Source organism: Caballeronia cordobensis (genome assembly GCF_001544575.2).
In the GTDB taxonomy this organism is placed as follows: Bacteria; Pseudomonadota; Gammaproteobacteria; order Burkholderiales; family Burkholderiaceae; genus Caballeronia; species Caballeronia cordobensis.
Genome location: NZ_FCNY02000009.1, coordinates 11,979 through 30,908, shown reverse-complemented (window position 1 = coordinate 30,908; position 18,930 = coordinate 11,979). Strand labels below are relative to the sequence as shown.

Below are 18,930 nucleotides of genomic sequence, written 5' to 3'. Positions count from 1 at the left end.
TGGACTCCTTGTTGAAGTGCTTCTAGTAAGCGCCGCCGACGTGATGCTCGGCAACGTAATGATCCGGTCCGACGGCAACCAGTTTTGCGACGACGGGCTCATCGCCGAGCTTGCGGATCGGGCTCGGTATCTCGTCGGCGGCGAGCATGCGTTTGGCGTGCCGCCGCGACGGATCGGCAACCGGCACCGCGCTCATCAGCTTTCTCGTGTACGGGTGGCGCGGCGCTTCGAACACGGCCGCGCGCGGCCCGATCTCGACGATCTGCCCGAGATACATCACCGCCACGCGATGACTCACGCGCTCCACGACCGCCATGTCGTGCGAGATGAAGAGATACGCCACGCCGAGTTCGCGCTGCAGGTCGAGCATCAGATTGACGATCTGCGCGCGCACCGACACATCGAGCGCGGAGACGGATTCGTCGGCGATCACGACCTTCGGGTTCAGCGCGAGCGCTCTTGCAATCGCGATGCGCTGCCGCTGACCGCCCGAGAATTCATGCGGATAACGCTGCGCGGCCTCGGGCGGCAAGCCGACTTTTTCGAGCAGCCAGTCGACGCGCGCCTGCGCTTCCTTCCCGCTCGCGACGCCATGCACGAGCAGCGGCTCCATCACCGAAAAGCCGACTGTCAGACGCGGATTGAGCGACGCGAACGGGTCCTGAAAGATGAACTGGATATTGCGCCGCAGTGTTTGCAGCGCGTGGCCTTCGAGCTTGCTGATATCGCGTCCGTCGAATTCGATCGAACCGCTCTGGCTCTCGACGAGACGCAAAAGCGACCGGCCCGTGGTCGATTTGCCGCAGCCCGATTCGCCGACGAGCGCGAGCGTTTCGCCCGGACGCAGCTCGAAGCTCACGCGCTCGACCGCATGCACGGCCGCGGTCGTGCGTCCGAACAGGCCGCTTTTCACCGGAAAGCGCGTGACGAGATCGCGCACGCGCAAGATGGGCTGCACGGTTTCGTCGACGGCGGGCTGCTGTTCCTTCTCGACCGCCGCAGAGGGACGCAGCGCGCTCGCGTCGTCCGGCGCGCTATCCACGGGTTCGACTTCGAGGATCGGGAATTTCGCGGGGCGGTCGGTGCCGCGCATCGCGCCGAGCGTGGGCACCGCGGCGAGCAGCGCCTTCGTGTACGCATGCTTCGGCGCGTGGAACAGCGCGTCCGATGGCGCTTCCTCGACCTTCTCGCCGCGATACATCACGAGCACGCGATCCGCCACTTCGGCGACCACGCCCATGTCGTGCGTGATGAAGATCACGCCCATGTTCATCTCGTCCTGCAGGCCGCGCACGAGTTGCAGGATCTGCGCCTGAATGGTGACGTCGAGCGCGGTGGTCGGCTCGTCGGCGATCAGGAGCGCGGGTTTGCACGAGAGCGCCATCGCGATCATCACGCGCTGGCGCATGCCGCCCGACAACTGGTGCGGATAGCGCGCGAATACGCGCTTGGATTCGGGAATGCGCACGAGATCGAGCAGATGCAATGCTTCGGCGCGCGCTTGTGCATGGCTCTTGCCCTGATGCAGCGCAATGGCTTCCGCGATCTGATCGCCGACCGTGAACACCGGATTGAGCGATGTCATCGGTTCCTGAAAGATCATCGCGATATCGGCGCCGCGCACGCCGCGCATGGTCGCGGACGAGGCTTTCGCGAGATCGAGCGTGATGCCGTTGCGTCGGCGAAACGCGATGCTGCCCGAGACGATCTGACCGCCGCCGTGCTCGACGAGCCGCATCAGCGCGAGCGACGTGACCGACTTGCCCGAGCCCGACTCGCCGACGATCGCGAGCGTCTCGCCGCGATCCACGGCAAACGAGATATTGCGCACGGCTTCGATGGTGCGCGAGCGCGAGCGAAACGCGACCGACAGATCGCGCACGTCGATCACGCGGGCATCGGGCAGGGTCGGTATCGTCATCGATAGATCGCCGTAACGGGCGTTTCGCCCACGCGCGCGAAACCGCGATACATGCCTTCCGTGTTGAACGGCAGCACGACATTGCCCTTCGCGTCGACGGCGACAAGACCGCCGCGTCCTTCGATGCGCGGCAGACGGTTCATCACGACATCGTGCGATGCGTCTTCCAGCGACGCGCCGCGATACTCCATCTGCGCCGAGACGTCGTAGGCCGCGAGCATGCGCATGAACATTTCACCCGTGCCGGTGGTGGACACGGCGCAGGTGGCGTCGTTCGCATAGCAGCCCGCGCCGATCAGCGGCGCATCGCCGACGCGGCCCGCCTGCTTGTTGGTGATGCCGCCCGTCGACGTGGCCGCCGCCAGATGACCGTGCGCATCGAGCGCGACCGCGCCGACGGTGCCGAACTTCTTGTCGGGGTCGATGGGATCATTCTCGAAGGCAAACTTTGTCGTCGCGTCGTGATCGAGCATCGTGCCCGACGTGCCGCGCGCCTTCATCCATTGTTGATGGCGCGCCTCCGTATAGAAGTACGACGGATCGACGAATTCCAGCCCCTGCGCCTGTGCGAACGCTTCCGCGCCCGCGGCGGTGAACATGACGTGTTCGCTCACGTCGAGCACGCGGCGCGCGGCGAGCACCGGGTTTTTCACGCGCGTCACGCAACTGACGGCGCCGGCTTCGAGCGTCGCGCCGTCCATCACGGAGGCGTCGAGTTCGTGCGTGCCGGCGGCCGTGAACACCGCGCCGTGGCCCGCGTTGAAGAGCGGACAATCTTCGAGCAGGCGCACGGCTTCGGTGACGGCGTCGAGCGCGCTGCCGCCATCGGCGAGCACACGCTGTCCGGCGAGCAGGATGCCTTCGAGCGCCGCGTGATAGCGCGCTTCGGTTTCAGAGTTCATCGCGCTGCGCAGGATCGTGCCCGCGCCGCCGTGAATCGCAATGACTGGTGTGGCCTTCATGATTCGCGCGGTTCCGTGTGAATGGTTCTTTTCGCGTGCGTGCGGCGCTTAGCGTGCTCGGCGTGTTCCGTGTGCTCTCGTGTGAGCGACGGCGCGACGAGCCACGGCAGCACGAATTCGGTCAATCCCGACGCCGCCTCGACCGACCGCTTCGCGCGATGCGCGACCGCATCGCACAGCGCTTCGATGACCGCGAGCACCGCCGTGTCGCAGTTCGCCGCCAGCCTGCGTTCGGCGCGGATCGCGAGCACGAGGTCCGCCACTTGCGCGAGGGGCGACGCCGTGCTGTCGGTCATCGCGATGACGCGCAAGCCGTGATCGCGCGCGAGCCGTGCGAGCGCGATGGTGTCGTCGACATAGCGCGGAAACGCGATCGCGATGAGCACGTCGCCGCGCGACGCCGTGAAAAGCCGGCGCGCCGCGTGCGACGGCCCGCCCATCAGCGCGAGCGACTGCACGTTCGAGCAATACGGCGTGAGCCCGTGCTCCATCAGACCGGCGAGAAACGCGCTCGCGCCATAGCCGATCACGAAGACGCGCGGCGCGGCGAGAATCATCTCGACGATCACCTCGGCTCTCGCGCCATCGACGGACGTCTGGGCGAGACGCAGATTCGCGGCCGCCTGCGCGAGCGATGCATCGAAGACTTCCGCGCCGCTCGCGGGCGATTCCAGCGCCGTCCGCAAGCGTTCGACCGGCGCAATGGTCGCCTCGAAGCCGCGCACGAGCGCCTCGCGAAACGCCGGATAGCCGGAAAAGCCGAGCGCGCGCGCAAAGCGGTTCGCCGTCGCGACCGACGCGCCCACCGCGCCCGCCAACTCGTCGATACGCATGGTCGCCGAGCGGAACAGGTTGGCCAGCACGAATGCGCCCATGCGCCGATGGATCGGCGTGAGCGTCGGCATGGCCGCGGCGATGCGCGCGGAGATCAGATCGTCTGCGCTCGCCGGCGTGCGAACGGCATGAGGCGCATGGGCCGATAGGGAACGGGACATGAAACGCTCTGCTGACCTTGCCAGAGTGACGATGAAAGTATATTTACTCGAAAACCTCGTGAAAAAAAATTCATTTTCATCGAACTCGGGTTTTCGATAAGGCGTGTTCCGATGAGGCGTGTTCCGATAACACGCGCACGGCCGCGGTGTTCGATGCGCGTTCATGCACAATACCGGGCGCACTTCCCTGTTCCTACCCATAAGTATGAATTTCGATTTCCTTCCCGATCCTTTGCCGCAGCAACTCGCCGCTCATCCGTGGGCGCAGCTCGTCGCGGGTCTCGTCATGCTCGCGCTGATCGCGCTGTTCGTTCAATGGGTCGTCGCGCGCATCGTGCTGGGTATCGCGCACCGCCTGCTCGTGCTCGCGGGGCACGAGAAGTGGGATCGCGCGTTCATCAGGCATCGCGCCTATCACCGGCTCTGGTACGCGGTGCCGTTCGCGACGGTCGCGCTCGGCATCGACGAAGTGCCGCGCATCGGTCACTGGGCCGTGGTCATCGGCCGCGTCGCGCATGGCTGCGCGTGGATCTGCGTGTTTCTCGCCGCGGGCAGCGCGCTCTCGGCGTGGCAGGACGTCTATGCGGAAAGCAAGGAAGCGCAGACGCGCTCGATCAAGGGCTATATCCAGATCGGCAAGCTCGCGCTCGCGCTCGTGTGCGGCGTGCTGGTGCTGTCGATTCTCATCGACCGCTCGCCGCTCTGGATGCTTTCCGGTCTCGGCGCGCTTTCCGCGGTGCTGCTGCTCGTGTTCAAGGACACGTTGCTGTCGCTGGTCGCGAGCACGCAACTGACGTCGAACGACATGCTGCGCATCGGCGACTGGATCGAAATGCCGCAAGCCGCCGCCGATGGCTTCGTGAAGGACATCGCGCTGCATACGGTCAAGGTGCAGAACTGGGACAACACCGTGACGACCGTGCCGACGTACAAGCTCTTTTCGGAGAGCTATCGCAACTATCGGCATATGTTCGAATCGGGCGGACGGCGCATCAAGCGCACCTTGCGTATCGACGCGCAATGCGTGCGATTTCTCACCGACGAAGAAACCGCGCGGCTGAAACGCTTTCGCCTGCTGCACGATTATCTGGAACAGAAGCAGACCGAAGTCGAGCAGGCGAACCGCAATCTCGGCGAGCTCGCCAACGAGCCGGCCAACCGGCGGCGGCTCACGAATATCGGCACGTTTCGCGCGTATGGGCTGGCGTATCTGCAGCGGCACCCGGAAATCCGTCAGGACATGGCCATGATGGTGCGCATGCTGGAGCCCGAATCGCAGGGCATTCCGATCGAGGTCTACTGCTTCACCGCGACGACCGCGTGGACGCAATACGAGCGCATTCAGGGCGACGTGTTCGATCATCTGCTCTCCATCCTTCCAGAGATGGGCTTGCGGCTGTACCAATCCCCTTCGGGCGCGGACATGACCGGTTTCGCGGGCCGGCTGCGCGGCGAGATGCCGATGCTCTGATGTTCGCCGTCGCGAAGGATCAGGCAAGAATCCGCCATTTTTGTGTATTCACGTTGACGCTTCCCGTCCGTACGATCTAACCATCGCCGATGCGCCTTTTTTCCGCAGCCTCATAGCCGCGGTGGAGTCGCTTTTACTCGCGCATCGCCATTCAATCGTCATAAAAGGAAAACTCAACGTGATCGATCGCGTCCATGCCATGCGTGTCTTTACGCGTGTCGTCGATACGAACAGTTTCACGCGCGCCGCCGAATCACTCGGCATGCCGCGCGCGAGTGTTTCGACGACCGTGCAACAACTCGAAGCGCTCGTCGGCGTGCAACTGCTCGCACGCACGACGCGGCGCCTGAATCTCACCGTCGATGGCGCCGCTTATTACGAACGCTGCGCGCAAATCCTCGCCGATATCGACGAGCTCGAATCCGGTTTCGGCGCGGGCGAAGAGCGCCTGCGCGGACGGCTGCGCGTCGAGATGCCCGATACCGTCGCGACCTCGATCGTCGTGCCCGCGCTGCCGGAGTTTCACGCGCGCTATCCGCAGATCGAGCTGTCGATCGGCATCGGCAATCGCAATGTGGATCTCGTCGGCGAAGGCGTCGATTGCAGCGTGCAGCTCGGCGAATTACCGGATTCGGGTCTGATCGCGCGCCGGCTCGGCATGCTCGAACAGGTGACGTGCGCGAGCCCCGCGTATCTGGAAAAGCACGGCACGCCGCAAACGCTCGACGAACTCCCGCAGCATGTCGCGGTGAACTGTCTGTCGGAAAAAAGCGGCCGCCCCGCCGACTTCGATTTCGATGTCGACGGCAAGCCCGTCACGATGAAGATGCGCGGCTTCGTGCAGGTCGCCGACGAACACGCGTATCTCGCGTGCGGCGTCGAAGGGCTCGGGCTGATCCAGCCGTTGCGCATCGCGGCGCAGTCCTATCTGCGTTCGGGACAATTGCGCGAAGTGCTGCCGCAGTGGAAGTCGCCGCCGATGAAGGTATCGGTCGCGTTCTTGAAGAGCCGTCAGGCGACCCCGCGCGTCTCGGTGTTCGTCGACTGGCTCGCGGCGCTCTTCGAACGCTCGCAGCAGATCGACGATACGCTCACGAGCCTGTATCGCTCGGCGCAGCGCCGGGGTTCCACGCGCCGCGATCGTCCCGAGGAAGAAACGGCCGACGCGTGACTGTCTCGTCGGCATTATCGCACAGGCGTGGCCGCGCTCGCGCCCACGACCGTGTTCCACTTGCGCACTTCCCAGCGCTCGACCAGGCCGTTTTTCACATACGGATCGTTTTTTGCGAAGTCTTCCGCCGGCGCGGGTGAATCGCTGTGAAATAGCAGCATTGCGCGATCGGTGGGCGCGTCGAGCGCGCCGGCGAGCACGATCTCGCCCCGTTCGACGGCGGCCCACGCGAGGGCGAGATGCGCGTCGCGGAATTGCGCGCGGCGCTCCAGATAATCCGAACAAAGTTCGTAAATCAGCAGGTAGTGCATCGCCTTCTCCTTTTCAGTACTTCAGCGCAACAGTGTCTGGCTCGCCCGACTAGTTTGTCCTATTTCCGAGATCGAAACCAAGAGTTCAATCGGAAGCTTCTGATCGTCAGGCGAAAGCTTATCGAAGATCATGTGCAGGTATTCGAAAAGGACTCCGCCATGAATCGCGATCAACCTCCCTGCAATACGTGCGCGAAACACGATTGCCGCACGTGTGCGTGGACGTCGCCGCTCGACGCATCGTACCGCACGCTCATTCGCTCTCACTCCATGCTGTCCCTCCTTGCGCTTCAGGTGAACAGCGACGAACCCGCGCCCGCCGAACCGTCATGGCTCGGCATCACCGGAAAGCGCATTCTCAGGTTCTTCACTGGCATGAGCCCGCGCGCACGCTGAAGCGTCGCACAGTCGCATCGGCGCGCCATTTTCGTAAAGAAGTTTGCCTAAATCTTTTTAGGATAACTGCGCATATAGAATGCGCTGCACCATTGCGCCTGCGTTGCGCGCCCATGTAGAAAGGAAAGACAGTCGATGAGCATCAATCTCGTCCAGGCGGTCAATTCCGCGATCTCGGACCACATCGCGGAACAGCTGTCGCAACAGTTCGGCATACCCGGGCCCATCGTCCGGCAAGTCGCGGCACGCATCGCGCCCGGACTCGTGGCATCGCTGATGGACCGGGCGACGCTCGTACCCGGCGCGCAGTCGGTGTACGCCGTCATCATGCAGCCGGAGACGAACGCTTATATCGTCGATCAGTTTTCCAAGCTTATCGCGACCACCGGCGGGCTCAAGCAACTGGAAGCCAACGGCCATGCGCTGGCCGCGCTCGCGACCGGCCAGCGCGTCGATGCGCTGACCGACGCCGTATCTGCCGAGACCGGCGTTCCCACGCAAGCTACCTCGGCGCTCGCGGGCATCGTCGCCGCGGTGCTGTTCGGCACCCTGAAGCGGCATTTCCTGCTCGCGCAGTGGGGCCTGACGCAAGTGCCGAAACTCCTGCGCGAGCAGATCGGCGAAATCAATACGTCGATGTCGAACGCGGTCGCGGCGGCAATCGGCGTCGGCAACACCGAAGGCTTCACCAGCTGCATCGCGCCCCGTCTCGCTACGGTCGCATCGAGCCTGGACCAGCGCATCGACAACGACGTGCCCGTGGCGGTAGCGCCGGAGCCCGCCGCAGCCGCCGCCGTGCTGAGCGCGCCTGTCGCGAAGTCCGCGCCGCGCCCGGCAGCCGCGCCTCCGTCTCAGCCTGCGTTGCGCAAGCCGGTCATCAAGCCCGCGGCGAAGCGTTCGAACAAGTGGGTCTGGGTGCTGTTCGCCGTGTTGGCCCTGATCCTCGCGCTGGTCTACTATCGCGGCTTCACGACACGCGACAGCATCGATCTGAGTACGGCTCCGGCAGCGCCGCACGTCGCGGACGTGTCGGCGCCGGCCACGCAGCCCGTGGACGAAGCCCCGATCGCCGCATCGGCCATCGCCGACACGCCGATCACCACGGCGGCATCGGCCGTCGCCGCGCCTGCACCGACGACCGCACCCGCCTCCTGGAGAGATGCGCAATTGCTGTTCAACGTCAACGCGGCAGGCACGCCCGCGATCGAGGCCACGGTCGGCACGGAAGCCGAGAAGAAGCATCTGCTCGACACGCTGACGGCTCGTTTCGGCAAAGCCTTCACCGCGAACGTCGCTATCGTGCCTGAAACGCGCCCCGCAACCTGGCTTTCGCGCCTGAACGATTTCTTCCCGCTGATGGCCCTGCCCGGCGCCGAAGCCAAGGTGAGCGGCTCGAAGGTGGAACTGAGCGGCACGGCCGCGAACGCCAAGCTCGGCTGGACGGACCGTCTGAAGGGCACGCTCGGCGGCATGTTCCAGGTCGCCGCGTTCGACGTGGATGGCGCGGTCGCCACGGCGACGCAATCCTTTCGCAGCGCGATGAAGAGCCTGCTCGCCACCGACACGCCGTGCTCCGGCAGCAAGCTGACCAAGGTGCTCGACCTTCAGGTCGTCAATTTCGCGCGTTCGAGCGCGCAGTTGCCGGAAAGCGCGTACGCCACGCTCGGCGAGACGGCGCAGTTGCTCAAGAACTGCGCAGCCAAGGGCTCGATGGTGAATCTCGAAATCGCGGGCTATGCGGATACGCTGGGCGCGGCAGCGGCCAAGCTCGAAGTGTCGAAGGAACGGGCTCAGGCAGTCCGCGGCTTCCTGGTGAAGAGCGGCGTGCCGCCGCAATCGCTCACGGCGGCGGGTTACGGCGACGCCAATCCGATTGCGGACAACGAAACCGCGAGCGGACGTTTCGCGAATCGAAGGATCGAATTCGTCGTGAAAAATCGCTGAGCGCCAGAGCGCCGCTCGTCATCCTCTTGAAACGCCGTCGCGGCACAACGCGACGGCGTTTTCGTTTATGCGCTCAATCGCGCTCAACCGCGTCTAGCCGCCCGAGCCCGGCTTGGCGAAATCGTTCTCGGCCCAGCGTTCCGCGCTGGCCTTGCTGAGCTTGAATGCCGGCGACACACGCACATGCGCGAGTTGCGTGCCGAAGGCATCGAACGCCTTGAGATTGGCGTACGGATCGTCGTCGTCGGGAACGATCTCCAGCGTGACCGTCATCTCCTCGCCGCGCACGTCGATGGCGACGTTCTTGTGCAGCATCGCATGGCGCTGCTGTTCATGCCGGCGCAATACTTCCGACGCCGTCTTGACGAGCGTTCGAAACGCATTGGCGTCGAGCGGCTTCGGGTTTTTCTTGTCGCGGCCCATCGTCCACGGGCCGACGAGCGCAGGCTCGGCCTCGCCCGCCTGGATCATTTCGACGGCCCAGCCGTCGTCGTCCTCGTTCTTGATCACGCGGGCGGTCCAGCCGTCGTCGCGCCAGAGGCGGTCCTCGTGAATCGCGTCGTCGGTGGAAGGAAATTCGGAATCGGTCATATCGTTGCGGTGCGATCAGGCATTCAGATAATGCAACGAATTCTACCTTGGTCACGCACGCGGCACCGTTCATGCTTATGGCATAGGCCGTGTGGCCAGCGTCATACCCAAATGCATGGCGCCGTGCTAATTTGAATGTACCGGGCCCATCCGGAATCCATCTGCAACGCAGTCAAGAAGCCGTCAAACTCAGTCAAGGAGCAACCGCATGCTTGCATTCATCGGTACTTTGATCGTCGGACTCGTCGTCGGTCTCATCGCGCGGGCCATCAAGCCGGGCGACGACAACATGGGCTGGATCATGACCATCGTGCTCGGTATCGCGGGCTCGCTGATCGCGGGCTACGTCGGCCGCGCGCTGGGCTGGTATCAGCCGGGGCAGCCTGCCGGGTGGATCGCCTCGATCATTGGCGCGATCATCCTGCTCGTGGTCTGGGGCATGATCCGCAAGCGCAGTTCGTAACGCCGCGCCCGGACGTTTCTCGTTTCGTGTTCGAGCAAGACGCCTCGCCGATTTGGACGAGGCGTCTTTTTATGCGGCGATGCGCGAGAAGTCGATTTCCACGCCCGCGCGCACGACGCGATTTTCCAGCGCGCCGCCGAGCCAATAGGAAAGCTCAGCAGGCCTGCCGATCTTCCACGCGACGAAATCCGCGGCCTTGCCCGCTTCCAGCGAACCGTGCGTCGCCTGCAGTCCGAGCGCCTTCGCCGCGTGAATCGTCACGCCCGCGAGCGCCTCCTCCGGCGTCAGGCGGAACAGCGTGCAGCCCATGTTGAGCATCATGCGCAGCGAAAGCGCCGGCGACGTGCCGGGATTCAGATCGCTCGCCAGCGCGATCGGCACGCGGTGCCGCCGCAGCGCATCGACCGGGGGCAACTGCGTTTCGCGCAACATGTAGAACGCGCCCGGAAGCAGTACGGCGACGGTGCCGGCTTGCGCCATCGCCACGGCATCGTCTTCGGTCATGTATTCGAGATGATCCGCCGACAGCGCCCGATAGCGCGCCGCAAGCGACGAGCCGTGCAACGACGACAACTGCTCCGCATGCAGCTTCACGGGCACGCCGAGATCGCGCGCGCATTGGAATACACGCTCGACTTGCTGCGGCGAAAACGCGATGTGCTCGCAAAACGCATCGACCGCATCGACAAGTCCCTCGGCGACGAGCGCGGGCAGCAAGTCGTCGCAGACGTACGCGATGTAGTCATCCGCGCGATTCGCGTATTCGGGCGGCAAGGCGTGCGCCGCAAGGCAGGTGGCGCGCACGGTCAGCGGCAGCGCTTGCCCGAGACGCCGCGCGACGGCCAGCATCTTGCGCTCGTTCGCGAGATCGAGCCCGTAGCCGGATTTCACTTCGAGCGCGGTCACGCCTTCGCGCACGAGGCCGAGCGCGCGCGCCTTCGCGGCTTCGAACAACGCGTCCTCGCTGGCTTCGCGCGTCGCGCGCACCGTGCTCGCGATGCCGCCGCCGCGCGCCGCGATCTCGGCGTAGCTCACGCCTTCGAGCCGCTCTTCGAACTCGCCGCTGCGATCGCCGCCGAACACGAGGTGCGTGTGACAGTCGATCAGGCCCGGCGTCACCCACGCACCGTCGAGATCGACGCGCTCGCATGCGCCGATATCCGGCGCCGACGCGCGCGGCCCGATCCATTCGATGCGCGCGCCGTCGGTGAGAATCGCGGCGTCTTCGACGACCGAATACTTGCCGCCCGCCATCGTCGCGGCGTGGCAGCCGTGCCAGAGCGTTTTCATCGCGCGATCATCGGCAGGTCGAGGCCCTGCTCGCGGGCACACTGAACGGCGATGTCGTAGCCGGCGTCGGCGTGGCGCATGACGCCCGTCGCCGGATCGTTGTGCAGCACGCGTGCGATACGCGCGTCGGCTTCACGGCTGCCGTCGCATACGATCACGACGCCCGCGTGCTGTGAGAAGCCCATGCCGACGCCGCCGCCGTGATGGATCGACACCCACGTCGCGCCGCTCGCCGTGTTCAGGAGCGCGTTGAGCAGCGGCCAGTCGGAAACGGCGTCGGAACCGTCCTGCATGGCTTCGGTTTCGCGATTCGGACTCGCGACCGAGCCGGAATCGAGATGATCGCGGCCGATCACGACCGGTGCCGACAGCTCGCCGTTGCGCACCATCTCGTTGAACGCGAGGCCGAGCTTCGCGCGCTGCCCGAGCCCGACCCAGCAGATACGCGCGGGCAGGCCCTGAAAGCTGATGCGCTCGCGCGCCATGTCGAGCCAGCGATGCAGATGCGCGTCGTCGGCGATGAGTTCCTTCACTTTTGCGTCGGTCTTGTAGATATCCTCCGGATCGCCCGACAGCGCCGCCCAGCGGAACGGCCCGACGCCGCGGCAAAAGAGCGGCCGGATATACGCCGGCACGAAGCCCGGAAAGTCGAAGGCATTGTCGACGCCCTCTTCCTTCGCCATCTGGCGGATATTGTTGCCGTAGTCGAAGGTCGGCACGCCTTGTTCGCGGAACGCGAGCATCGCGCGCACGTGCTCGGCCATCGATTGCTTCGCGGCCTTCACGGTTCCCGCCGGATCGCTCAGCGCGCGGTCGCGATACTGCGCCCACGTCCACCCCTGCGGCAGATAGCCGTTGAGCGGATCGTGCGCGCTCGTCTGATCCGTGACCATGTCCGGGCGCACGCCACGCCGCACGAGTTCGGGCAGCACGTCGGCGGCGTTGGCGCACAGGGCGATGGACATCGCGCGGCCTTCGGACGTGTAGCGCTGAATGCGCGCGAGGGCGTCGTCGAGATCGGTCGCCTGTTCGTCGACGTAACGCGTCTTCAGACGGAAATCGATGCGGCTCTGCTGGCATTCGATATTCAGCGAACACGCGCCCGCGAGCGTCGCCGCGAGCGGCTGCGCGCCGCCCATGCCGCCGAGCCCCGCGGTGAGCACCCAGCGGCCCTTCAGGTCGCCGCCGTAGTGCTGCCGCCCTGCCTCGACGAAGGTCTCGTACGTGCCCTGCACGATGCCCTGGCTGCCGATGTAGATCCAGCTTCCGGCGGTCATCTGCCCGTACATCGCGAGGCCTTTCGCATCGAGTTCGTTGAAGTGCTCCCAGTTCGCCCAGTGCGGCACGAGGTTCGAATTCGCGATCAGCACGCGCGGCGCATTTTCGTGCGTCCGGAACACACCGACCGGCTTGCCCGACTGCACCAGCAGCGTCTCGTCCGCTTCGAGGCGCTTCAGCGTCTCGACGATCTTGTCGTAGCACGCCCAGTCGCGCGCCGCCCGGCCGATGCCGCCATAGACGACCAGCTCTTTCGGATTCTCGGCCACGTCGGGATCGAGATTGTTCATCAGCATGCGCAGCGGCGCTTCGGTGAGCCAGCTTTTGGCGTTGAGACGCGTGCCGCGCGGTGCGCGAATCTCGGTGTCGCGAAAACGGGAGGATGAAGTCACGGAGTGCTCCTGCGCATCAAGAAAGTGAGTCGGCGAGCGCGGGCGGAAACCCGCGGCGAGTGGGTCTCATGTTCTTGTATATACAACTTCAGTTGTATTAGGGGAATCCCGAGGCTTTCGTCCGGTCCTTGTATAGACAAGGCTTACGGCAAGGGCAGGCCGCCGTCGCGCTTGACTTCACGCAGGGAAAGCATCGATTCGACGGCCGTGACGCCGGGCAGCGTCCGTAGCACGTCGCGCATGAAGACGCCATATTCGTCGAGATCGCGCGCGACGATCTGCAACAGATAATCCGCCGTGCCCGAAATGTTGTGGCACGACACGATGCGCGCGATGCCGTGAATCTCGCGCTCGAAGCGATCCGACAGCGCGCGATCGTGCACGCTGAAGCGCACCTGCGCAAACGCGACGACGCCGAGTTCGAGCGCCTTGCGCGACAACATCGCGCGATAGCCGTCGATATAGCCGTCGCTTTCGAGGCGCTTCAACCGGCGCGCGCACGGCGTTTCGCTAAGTCCGACGCGTTCGGCAAGCTTCGCGACGGGCATGCGGCCATCCTGCTGGAGCGCCGCGAGCATGGCGCGGTCGATACGGTCGAGTTCGGTCATAGCGCTTTCCTCTCCTGATTCCGAAAATTCTAGCGGATCACGCCAAGTCTGCTCAGAATGTCGATGCAAAATACCAGAAACCGCCGCGTCCGAAATGGCACGATGATGCCTTCGAAACAGGAGAATTCATCATGGTCTCGGCACACTTGCTGTGGGTTTTCGTCGGCGCGCTCGCAGTCGTCTACGCGCTGCCGGGACCGGACATGGCGCTCATGCTTCAGACGAGCGGCACGCGCGGTCTGCGGCATGGCCTCGCGGTCGCCGCCGGGCTCGCCACGGCGCGCGCGACCCACGTGACGCTCTCGGCGCTCGGCGTCGCCGCGCTCTTGCGCAGCGCGCCGTGGCTCTATGACGGCGTGCGCATCGCGGGCGGCCTGTATCTGTCGTACGTCGCGATTCAGATTTTTCGCTCGCCCGCGTTCGGACTCGACGCCGCGCCCGGCCAGGCCGCCGCGTCCACGCTGCGTTCCGCGTATATGAAAGGGATCTTGAGCAGCATCCTCAATCCGAAGGCGCTGCTGTTCTGTTCCGTGCTGCTGCCGCAATTCGTGCGGCCGGAGACGGGGCCGGTCTGGTCGCAAGTGCTTGAACTGGGCGTGGTGCTGGTCGCAGTCGGCGTGATGTTCGACCTCGCGCTCGCGGCGGGCGCGGTACGCATTTCCGGCTGGCTGCGCCGTCATCCGAAAGCGCAGACCGTGCAGCGCTGGACCTTCTCCGCCGCGCTGCTCGCATTCGCCGCGCGGCTGTCGCTCGACTGAAATCAGGTTTCCAGCGGTTTGAGAAAGAGCTCGTGCTTCGGCGCGAAGTGCGCATAGAGCGGCAGGATCGCGCCGCCCATCGCGCGCGCGTCGGGGCCGATCTGCCCTTCGACCAGACGCGGGCGTGTCATGCCTTGCCAGTCGAAACCGGCGAGTTCGCCGTCGGTGCGGCGGATGACTTCGCGCAGCAAGGTGCGATCGATTTCGCCGTCGATGACCACGGCTTCGAGATCGAGCAGCGCCGCCGCCGACGCGATGCCCGTCGCGATCGCGGGACACGTCTCGCCCATCCACGTCTCCGCTAGCGCGCGCAATGGCGACGATACGGCCCGCTCGTCGTGCGCGGCCGCGGCCGGCGCGCCCGCGGCGGCGAACGCCTTTTCGAGCACGTACACCGATGCCGTATTGAGCAGTTGCCCGGCGCGCCGCGCGCGGCCGTGAAACAGCGGAAACGAGCCGATGGCGCCCGCATTGCCGCTCGGCCCGGCGTGCAGTCTGCCGTCGATGACAAGCCCGCCGCCGATGAACGTCCCGATGAACACATAGAGGAAATTGCGCAGCCCGCGCCCCTGGCCCATCACCAGTTCGGCGGCGCACGCGGCTGTCGTGTCCTTGGCGAATTCGACGGGCAGCGCGGTCATCGACTGAATGCGTTCGCGAATGTCGATGTCGTTCCACGCCGCGAGCGCGTCGGGCGGGGTGTCGAAGAAATCGCGCCAGCCGCCGAGCCACAGCGGCGCGGCCACGCCGATGCCCGCGATCTTTTGCGCGCCGTCGCCGAGCGCGGCGACCACGCGCGCGAGCCGGGCCTCAAGCGCGGGGAAAAGCGTGTGCGGATCGGGATAGGCGTATTCCAGGGTTTCGCGCGTGCGCATGCTGCCGGCGAAGTCCATCGAGAGCACGTCGAGGCTGCGCCGCCCCACTTTCACGCCGATGGAAAACGCGCCGTCCGCGCGCAGCGAGATCGGCACGGAAGGCTGGCCAATGCGCCCTTTCACGCGCGTGCGCGCATCTTTTTGCAGCAATCCGTCGTCGATGAGGTGATCGACGATCAGCGAAACCGTCTGCATGGAAAGGCGCGTGAGGCGCGCGACGTCGGCCTTGGGCAGCGCGCCGTGCAGCCGGATCGCCTGCAGGACGATGCGCTCGTTGAACTGGCGCATGCCGAGCTGGTTGGAGCCGACCGAATGCATCGAGGCTTTGCGCGCGGGCCGCTCAGACATCGGCGCGTGCCTCGCGGCGCTCGCGTGCGCGCCGGACATGGTTCATGGGTTCGTCCCCGTTTGCTCGAATCTGGTGCACTGATTCTAGCAAGCGAGCAAACCGGCGATTCAATGCGTCCCCGATGCGCGCGCGTGCCACTCATAGTCGAACACGGCGGCCTGCGCCGGTTCCGACAGGCACTCGACGAAGCTCACCACTTCCGGGTCCTTCACGAAGCTCGCGGCCGAACTCGCCGCGAGAATCGCCGCGCTGTCCTGCGGCCGCGCGACGAGAAAGCCCTGCACGTAATCGACGCCGATTTCCTGCAACGCGCGCAAGGTGTCGATGTCCTCGACCCACTCCGCCACGCTGCGCATGCCGAGATTGCGTGCAAGCGCGACGATCGCCTCGACGATCGCGATATCCGCCGGATGCGCGCACATCGAGCGCACGAATTCGCCGTCGATCTTGAGGGCGTCGGCGGACAGCGCCTTCAGATATTTGAACGACGTGTAGCCCGCGCCGAAATCGTCGAGCGCGATCTTGCCGCCCATGTCGTGCACGCGCGAAATGAAGCGCTGCGTGTTCTCCAGATCGTGCAGCGCGACGCTCTCCGTGATTTCGAGACACAGGTAATGCACGATCGACTGATAGCGCGCGAAGAGCGCGAAGATGTCCTCCATGAACTGCTCGTCGTTGAGCGAGCCGCCGGAAAGATTCACGCAGACGAACTGCGTATTGCCGAGCTGATGCTGATGCGTCTCGATCCATTCGAGCAACGTCGAGATGACCCAGCGGTCGATCGCCGCGATATTGCCCGATTCCTCTGCCGCGACGATCACCTTGCCGGCGGGCAGCGTCGCGCCGTCGGGAGAGCGCATGCGCAGCAGCACTTCGAAATTGAGCGATTCGGTCGGCGCCGAGAGCGACATGATCGGCTGCATCACGAGGAACAGGCCCGGCGGCAGGCGATTGCGCCCGAGCGTCTCGACGAGCCGCAACTCCTCCGCGCGCTCCTCGAACGCGGCCGCGCCCTTGCGATACGTGACGAGATGCGTGTGCGCGACTTTCTTCGCCTCGCGGCACGCGCGGTCCGCATGCGAAAGCGCGTCCTGCACGCGCACGCCCTGCGAGCATTCGACGAGACCGATCGACGCCTTCACCTGAAACGCGCGATTGCCGACCTGATACGGCGCGTCCGACAAAATGGCGATGAGCTCGCGGCATTGCGCGATGGCGTCTTCGATCGACGTATCGTGCATCACACAGACGAACTCGTCGCCGCCGATGCGCCCGACCCGATAGCTGCGCCCGAAGTGCGCGCGCGTGCGCGCCGCGACCTGGCGCAGCACTTCGTCGCCGCTGCGATGGCCGAACAGATCGTTGACGAGCTTGAAGCGGTCGAGATCGACATACGCCAGCGCCCACGGCAGCGTCTCTTCGCTTTGCGCGGAGATCGCCTTCTCGATGCCGCGGCGGTTCAGCGAGCCGGTGAGCGGATCATGCTCGGCGAGAAAGCGCAGGCGCTCGACGGCTTTCGAGCGCTCCGTCGTGTCCTGCAGCGAGCCTTCGATCCAGCCATTCGAGCGGATGGCCTTCAGCAGATAGCGCCGCTCGCCGGTGCCGCGCTCGGACGAGCCGCCCATTTCGAGCTCGCCGTCGCTGCCCTTCGACGCCAGCGCCTGCAACGCGCCCCACGCGCCGGCCTCGAAGTAGTCGTTCCAGTGCCGCACCTTGTAGTCGGCCTTTTGCAGATCGAGCATGGCGCGCAACGCGGGATTGGCGCGCACGAAGTGGCCGTCGGTATCGAGCGTGAAGAGGCCGATCGGCGTGACTTCGTAGGTGTTGCGCAATTCCATCTGCGCCTGGCGGCGGAAATCGCGTTCGGCGCGCATCTGCTCGGCGATCGCGAAGGCGGCCATCATGCTCGACGAGAGCGCGGCCATCACCGTGTTCACGCCGCCCACGAGCACCTTCAGCCCGAAGGCCGCGCCGAGCACTTCCGAGAACGTGGAGAACAGCACGACGCCGAGCGACGCGACATACCAGAGCACGGTGCGCGAGCGCGCCATCCACACGAGCCGCGCGAGGAAGAACAGCAGCACGCAGATACCGAAGCCGGCGATGACCCACAGCACCGGGATGAAGTACTCGTACGGCAGCGCGAGCGCCGCGGCGAGCAGCACGATGCCGACATACTGGATCACGCGCAGCAGCCACCTGTAGCCGACCACGCGCAACTCGCGCCGGAAGAGCTGCTGAAAGAGCGCGGCCGTCAGCAGGTAATAGGCGGCGAAAGTGAACTGCCGCAACGGCTGCATGAACTCCGACGGCAGCACGCGGCCCACCCACTGCATGTCCCAGCCCATCGCGTTCGCGCACAGGCGCAGATTGCCGACAAGCCACACCGCGAAAATCACATAGGTCCACTCGTGATTGATGAGCGCTGTGACGAACACGAATACCGCAAGCGTGAGCAGGCCGCCGGCGATGAGGCCCGAGCTTTCCTGAAAATCGAGCGACGAATTGCGCAGGCCCTGCCATTCCCACGCATAGGCATTGATTTGCGCCGGGCCCGAAAACGTGCCGCGGCAAATAATGTTTTCGGCGTGTTTCAGCCGGCCGACCTGAATCGAGAAGCCCGCTTTCACCGCGCGCATTTCGCCGCTCACGAGATCGCGGTCGGCCTTGCCGAGAAGATCAAGCGTATCTGCATTCCAGCAGGCAAGCGTTTGCGCATGACGGGACGGCAATTCGACGACCGTCGACGAGTCGGCGCTCATGCTGGGCGTCGTAAAGCCGAACCACACCGGTTTTTCGGAAAGACGCGTGCTGTAACGGGAAACGGGCGCGGCGCCTTGCAGCGCTTCGCGCGCATCGGCCGGACCCATTAGACCGCTCTGATCGGAGAAAACACGTAATTCGAGAGGAACGGCGCCACGCGTTTCATATTGGCGCGGCAGGAAATAGAGCGTCGCGATCGTACCGAGCAAAATCAGAACGGGCACGGCGTAAACGGCGACCGCGTACAGCGCGTCGTCGATCCACGAGCCCGTGCGTCTGAATCTCGATAAGGAAGCTGGAATAACCGACGCCATACCTGGAAAAACCCCCGTTTGCGCCCGGCGCGAAATGCGCGGCGCAGGCAGCGGCCGAGTCCGAAAACCCCGCACGCC

The 18,930-nt window shown here is 65.1% G+C and carries 16 protein-coding genes; 6 read left to right on the top strand and 10 right to left on the bottom strand.

Going from position 1 to position 18,930, the window contains the following annotated elements; genetic code table 11:
• Window positions 1-22: 22 nt before the first annotated feature.
• The 3 genes from AWB70_RS18325 to AWB70_RS18315 are packed head-to-tail and all read right to left on the bottom strand — an operon-like array spanning window position 23 to window position 3,878.
• Window positions 23-1,921, bottom strand: a complete 1,899-nt coding sequence (locus AWB70_RS18325) for a dipeptide ABC transporter ATP-binding protein (protein WP_045454816.1) — start codon at window positions 1,919-1,921, stop codon at window positions 23-25.
• Entirely contained in the window at window positions 1,918-2,883 is a 966-nt protein-coding gene (locus AWB70_RS18320) for an isoaspartyl peptidase/L-asparaginase family protein (RefSeq protein WP_053569623.1), read from the bottom strand. Before AWB70_RS18320 ends, AWB70_RS18325 begins: the two co-directional genes overlap by 4 nt.
• Entirely contained in the window at window positions 2,880-3,878 is a 999-nt protein-coding gene (locus AWB70_RS18315; protein WP_053569624.1) for a MurR/RpiR family transcriptional regulator, read from the bottom strand. Before AWB70_RS18315 ends, AWB70_RS18320 begins: the two co-directional genes overlap by 4 nt.
• A 205-nt stretch (window positions 3,879-4,083) precedes the next feature.
• Here AWB70_RS18315 and AWB70_RS18310 point away from each other — a divergent pair, with 205 nt between their 5' ends.
• Both AWB70_RS18310 and AWB70_RS18305 read left to right on the top strand, forming a co-directional pair.
• On the top strand, window positions 4,084-5,349 hold the full coding sequence (locus AWB70_RS18310) for a mechanosensitive ion channel family protein (protein ID WP_053569625.1): 1,266 nt from the start codon (window positions 4,084-4,086) through the stop codon (window positions 5,347-5,349).
• 178 nt (window positions 5,350-5,527) lie between these two features.
• On the top strand, window positions 5,528-6,520 hold the full coding sequence (locus AWB70_RS18305; RefSeq protein WP_053569626.1) for a LysR family transcriptional regulator: 993 nt from the start codon (window positions 5,528-5,530) through the stop codon (window positions 6,518-6,520).
• A 14-nt stretch (window positions 6,521-6,534) separates the two neighbouring features.
• Here AWB70_RS18305 and AWB70_RS18300 read toward each other — a convergent pair whose 3' ends face one another.
• Window positions 6,535-6,831, bottom strand: a complete 297-nt coding sequence (locus AWB70_RS18300) for a YciI-like protein (protein ID WP_045454830.1) — start codon at window positions 6,829-6,831, stop codon at window positions 6,535-6,537.
• A 159-nt stretch (window positions 6,832-6,990) separates the two neighbouring features.
• Here AWB70_RS18300 and AWB70_RS18295 point away from each other — a divergent pair, with 159 nt between their 5' ends.
• On the top strand, window positions 6,991-7,227 hold the full coding sequence (locus AWB70_RS18295) for a hypothetical protein (protein ID WP_143281656.1): 237 nt from the start codon (window positions 6,991-6,993) through the stop codon (window positions 7,225-7,227).
• Between the two features lie 135 nt (window positions 7,228-7,362).
• A complete protein-coding gene (locus AWB70_RS18290; protein WP_053569627.1) occupies window positions 7,363-9,171 on the top strand; it encodes an OmpA family protein in 1,809 nt (602 codons plus the stop codon).
• Window positions 9,172-9,264: 93 nt separating this feature from the next.
• Here AWB70_RS18290 and AWB70_RS18285 read toward each other — a convergent pair whose 3' ends face one another.
• Complete coding sequence (locus AWB70_RS18285) at window positions 9,265-9,762, bottom strand: hypothetical protein (RefSeq protein ID WP_053569628.1); 498 nt, start codon at window positions 9,760-9,762, stop codon at window positions 9,265-9,267.
• 208 nt (window positions 9,763-9,970) lie between these two features.
• Between AWB70_RS18285 and AWB70_RS18280 the strand changes: the two genes are divergently transcribed.
• Window positions 9,971-10,225, top strand: a complete 255-nt coding sequence (locus tag AWB70_RS18280) for a GlsB/YeaQ/YmgE family stress response membrane protein (protein WP_053569629.1) — start codon at window positions 9,971-9,973, stop codon at window positions 10,223-10,225.
• 69 nt (window positions 10,226-10,294) lie between these two features.
• Here AWB70_RS18280 and hutI read toward each other — a convergent pair whose 3' ends face one another.
• The 3 genes from hutI to AWB70_RS18265 all read right to left on the bottom strand — a co-directional run bounded on the left by hutI (window position 10,295) and on the right by AWB70_RS18265 (window position 13,793).
• Entirely contained in the window at window positions 10,295-11,515 is a 1,221-nt protein-coding gene (gene hutI / locus AWB70_RS18275) for an imidazolonepropionase (RefSeq protein ID WP_053569630.1), read from the bottom strand.
• Window positions 11,512-13,185, bottom strand: coding sequence for a urocanate hydratase (hutU, locus tag AWB70_RS18270; RefSeq protein ID WP_053569631.1), 1,674 nt, complete (start codon window positions 13,183-13,185; stop codon window positions 11,512-11,514). The genes hutI and hutU overlap by 4 nt, the downstream gene beginning before the upstream one ends.
• A 143-nt stretch (window positions 13,186-13,328) precedes the next feature.
• Window positions 13,329-13,793: an Lrp/AsnC family transcriptional regulator gene (locus AWB70_RS18265; protein WP_045454843.1), complete on the bottom strand. Its 465-nt coding sequence runs from the start codon at window positions 13,791-13,793 to the stop codon at window positions 13,329-13,331.
• 131 nt (window positions 13,794-13,924) lie between these two features.
• Between AWB70_RS18265 and AWB70_RS18260 the strand changes: the two genes are divergently transcribed.
• Window positions 13,925-14,551, top strand: a complete 627-nt coding sequence (locus AWB70_RS18260) for a LysE family translocator (RefSeq protein WP_045454846.1) — start codon at window positions 13,925-13,927, stop codon at window positions 14,549-14,551.
• A gap of 2 nt (window positions 14,552-14,553) precedes the next feature.
• Here the strand turns inward: AWB70_RS18260 and AWB70_RS18255 are convergent, their stop codons facing one another.
• Together AWB70_RS18255 and AWB70_RS18250 are read right to left on the bottom strand one after the other, a co-directional pair.
• The gene (locus AWB70_RS18255) at window positions 14,554-15,774 is read right to left on the bottom strand and encodes an ROK family transcriptional regulator (RefSeq protein ID WP_053569867.1); all 1,221 of its coding nucleotides are present in this window, start codon (window positions 15,772-15,774) and stop codon (window positions 14,554-14,556) included.
• A 108-nt stretch (window positions 15,775-15,882) separates the two neighbouring features.
• Window positions 15,883-18,852, bottom strand: a complete 2,970-nt coding sequence (locus AWB70_RS18250) for a putative bifunctional diguanylate cyclase/phosphodiesterase (protein ID WP_053569632.1) — start codon at window positions 18,850-18,852, stop codon at window positions 15,883-15,885.
• Window positions 18,853-18,930 lie beyond the last annotated feature (78 nt).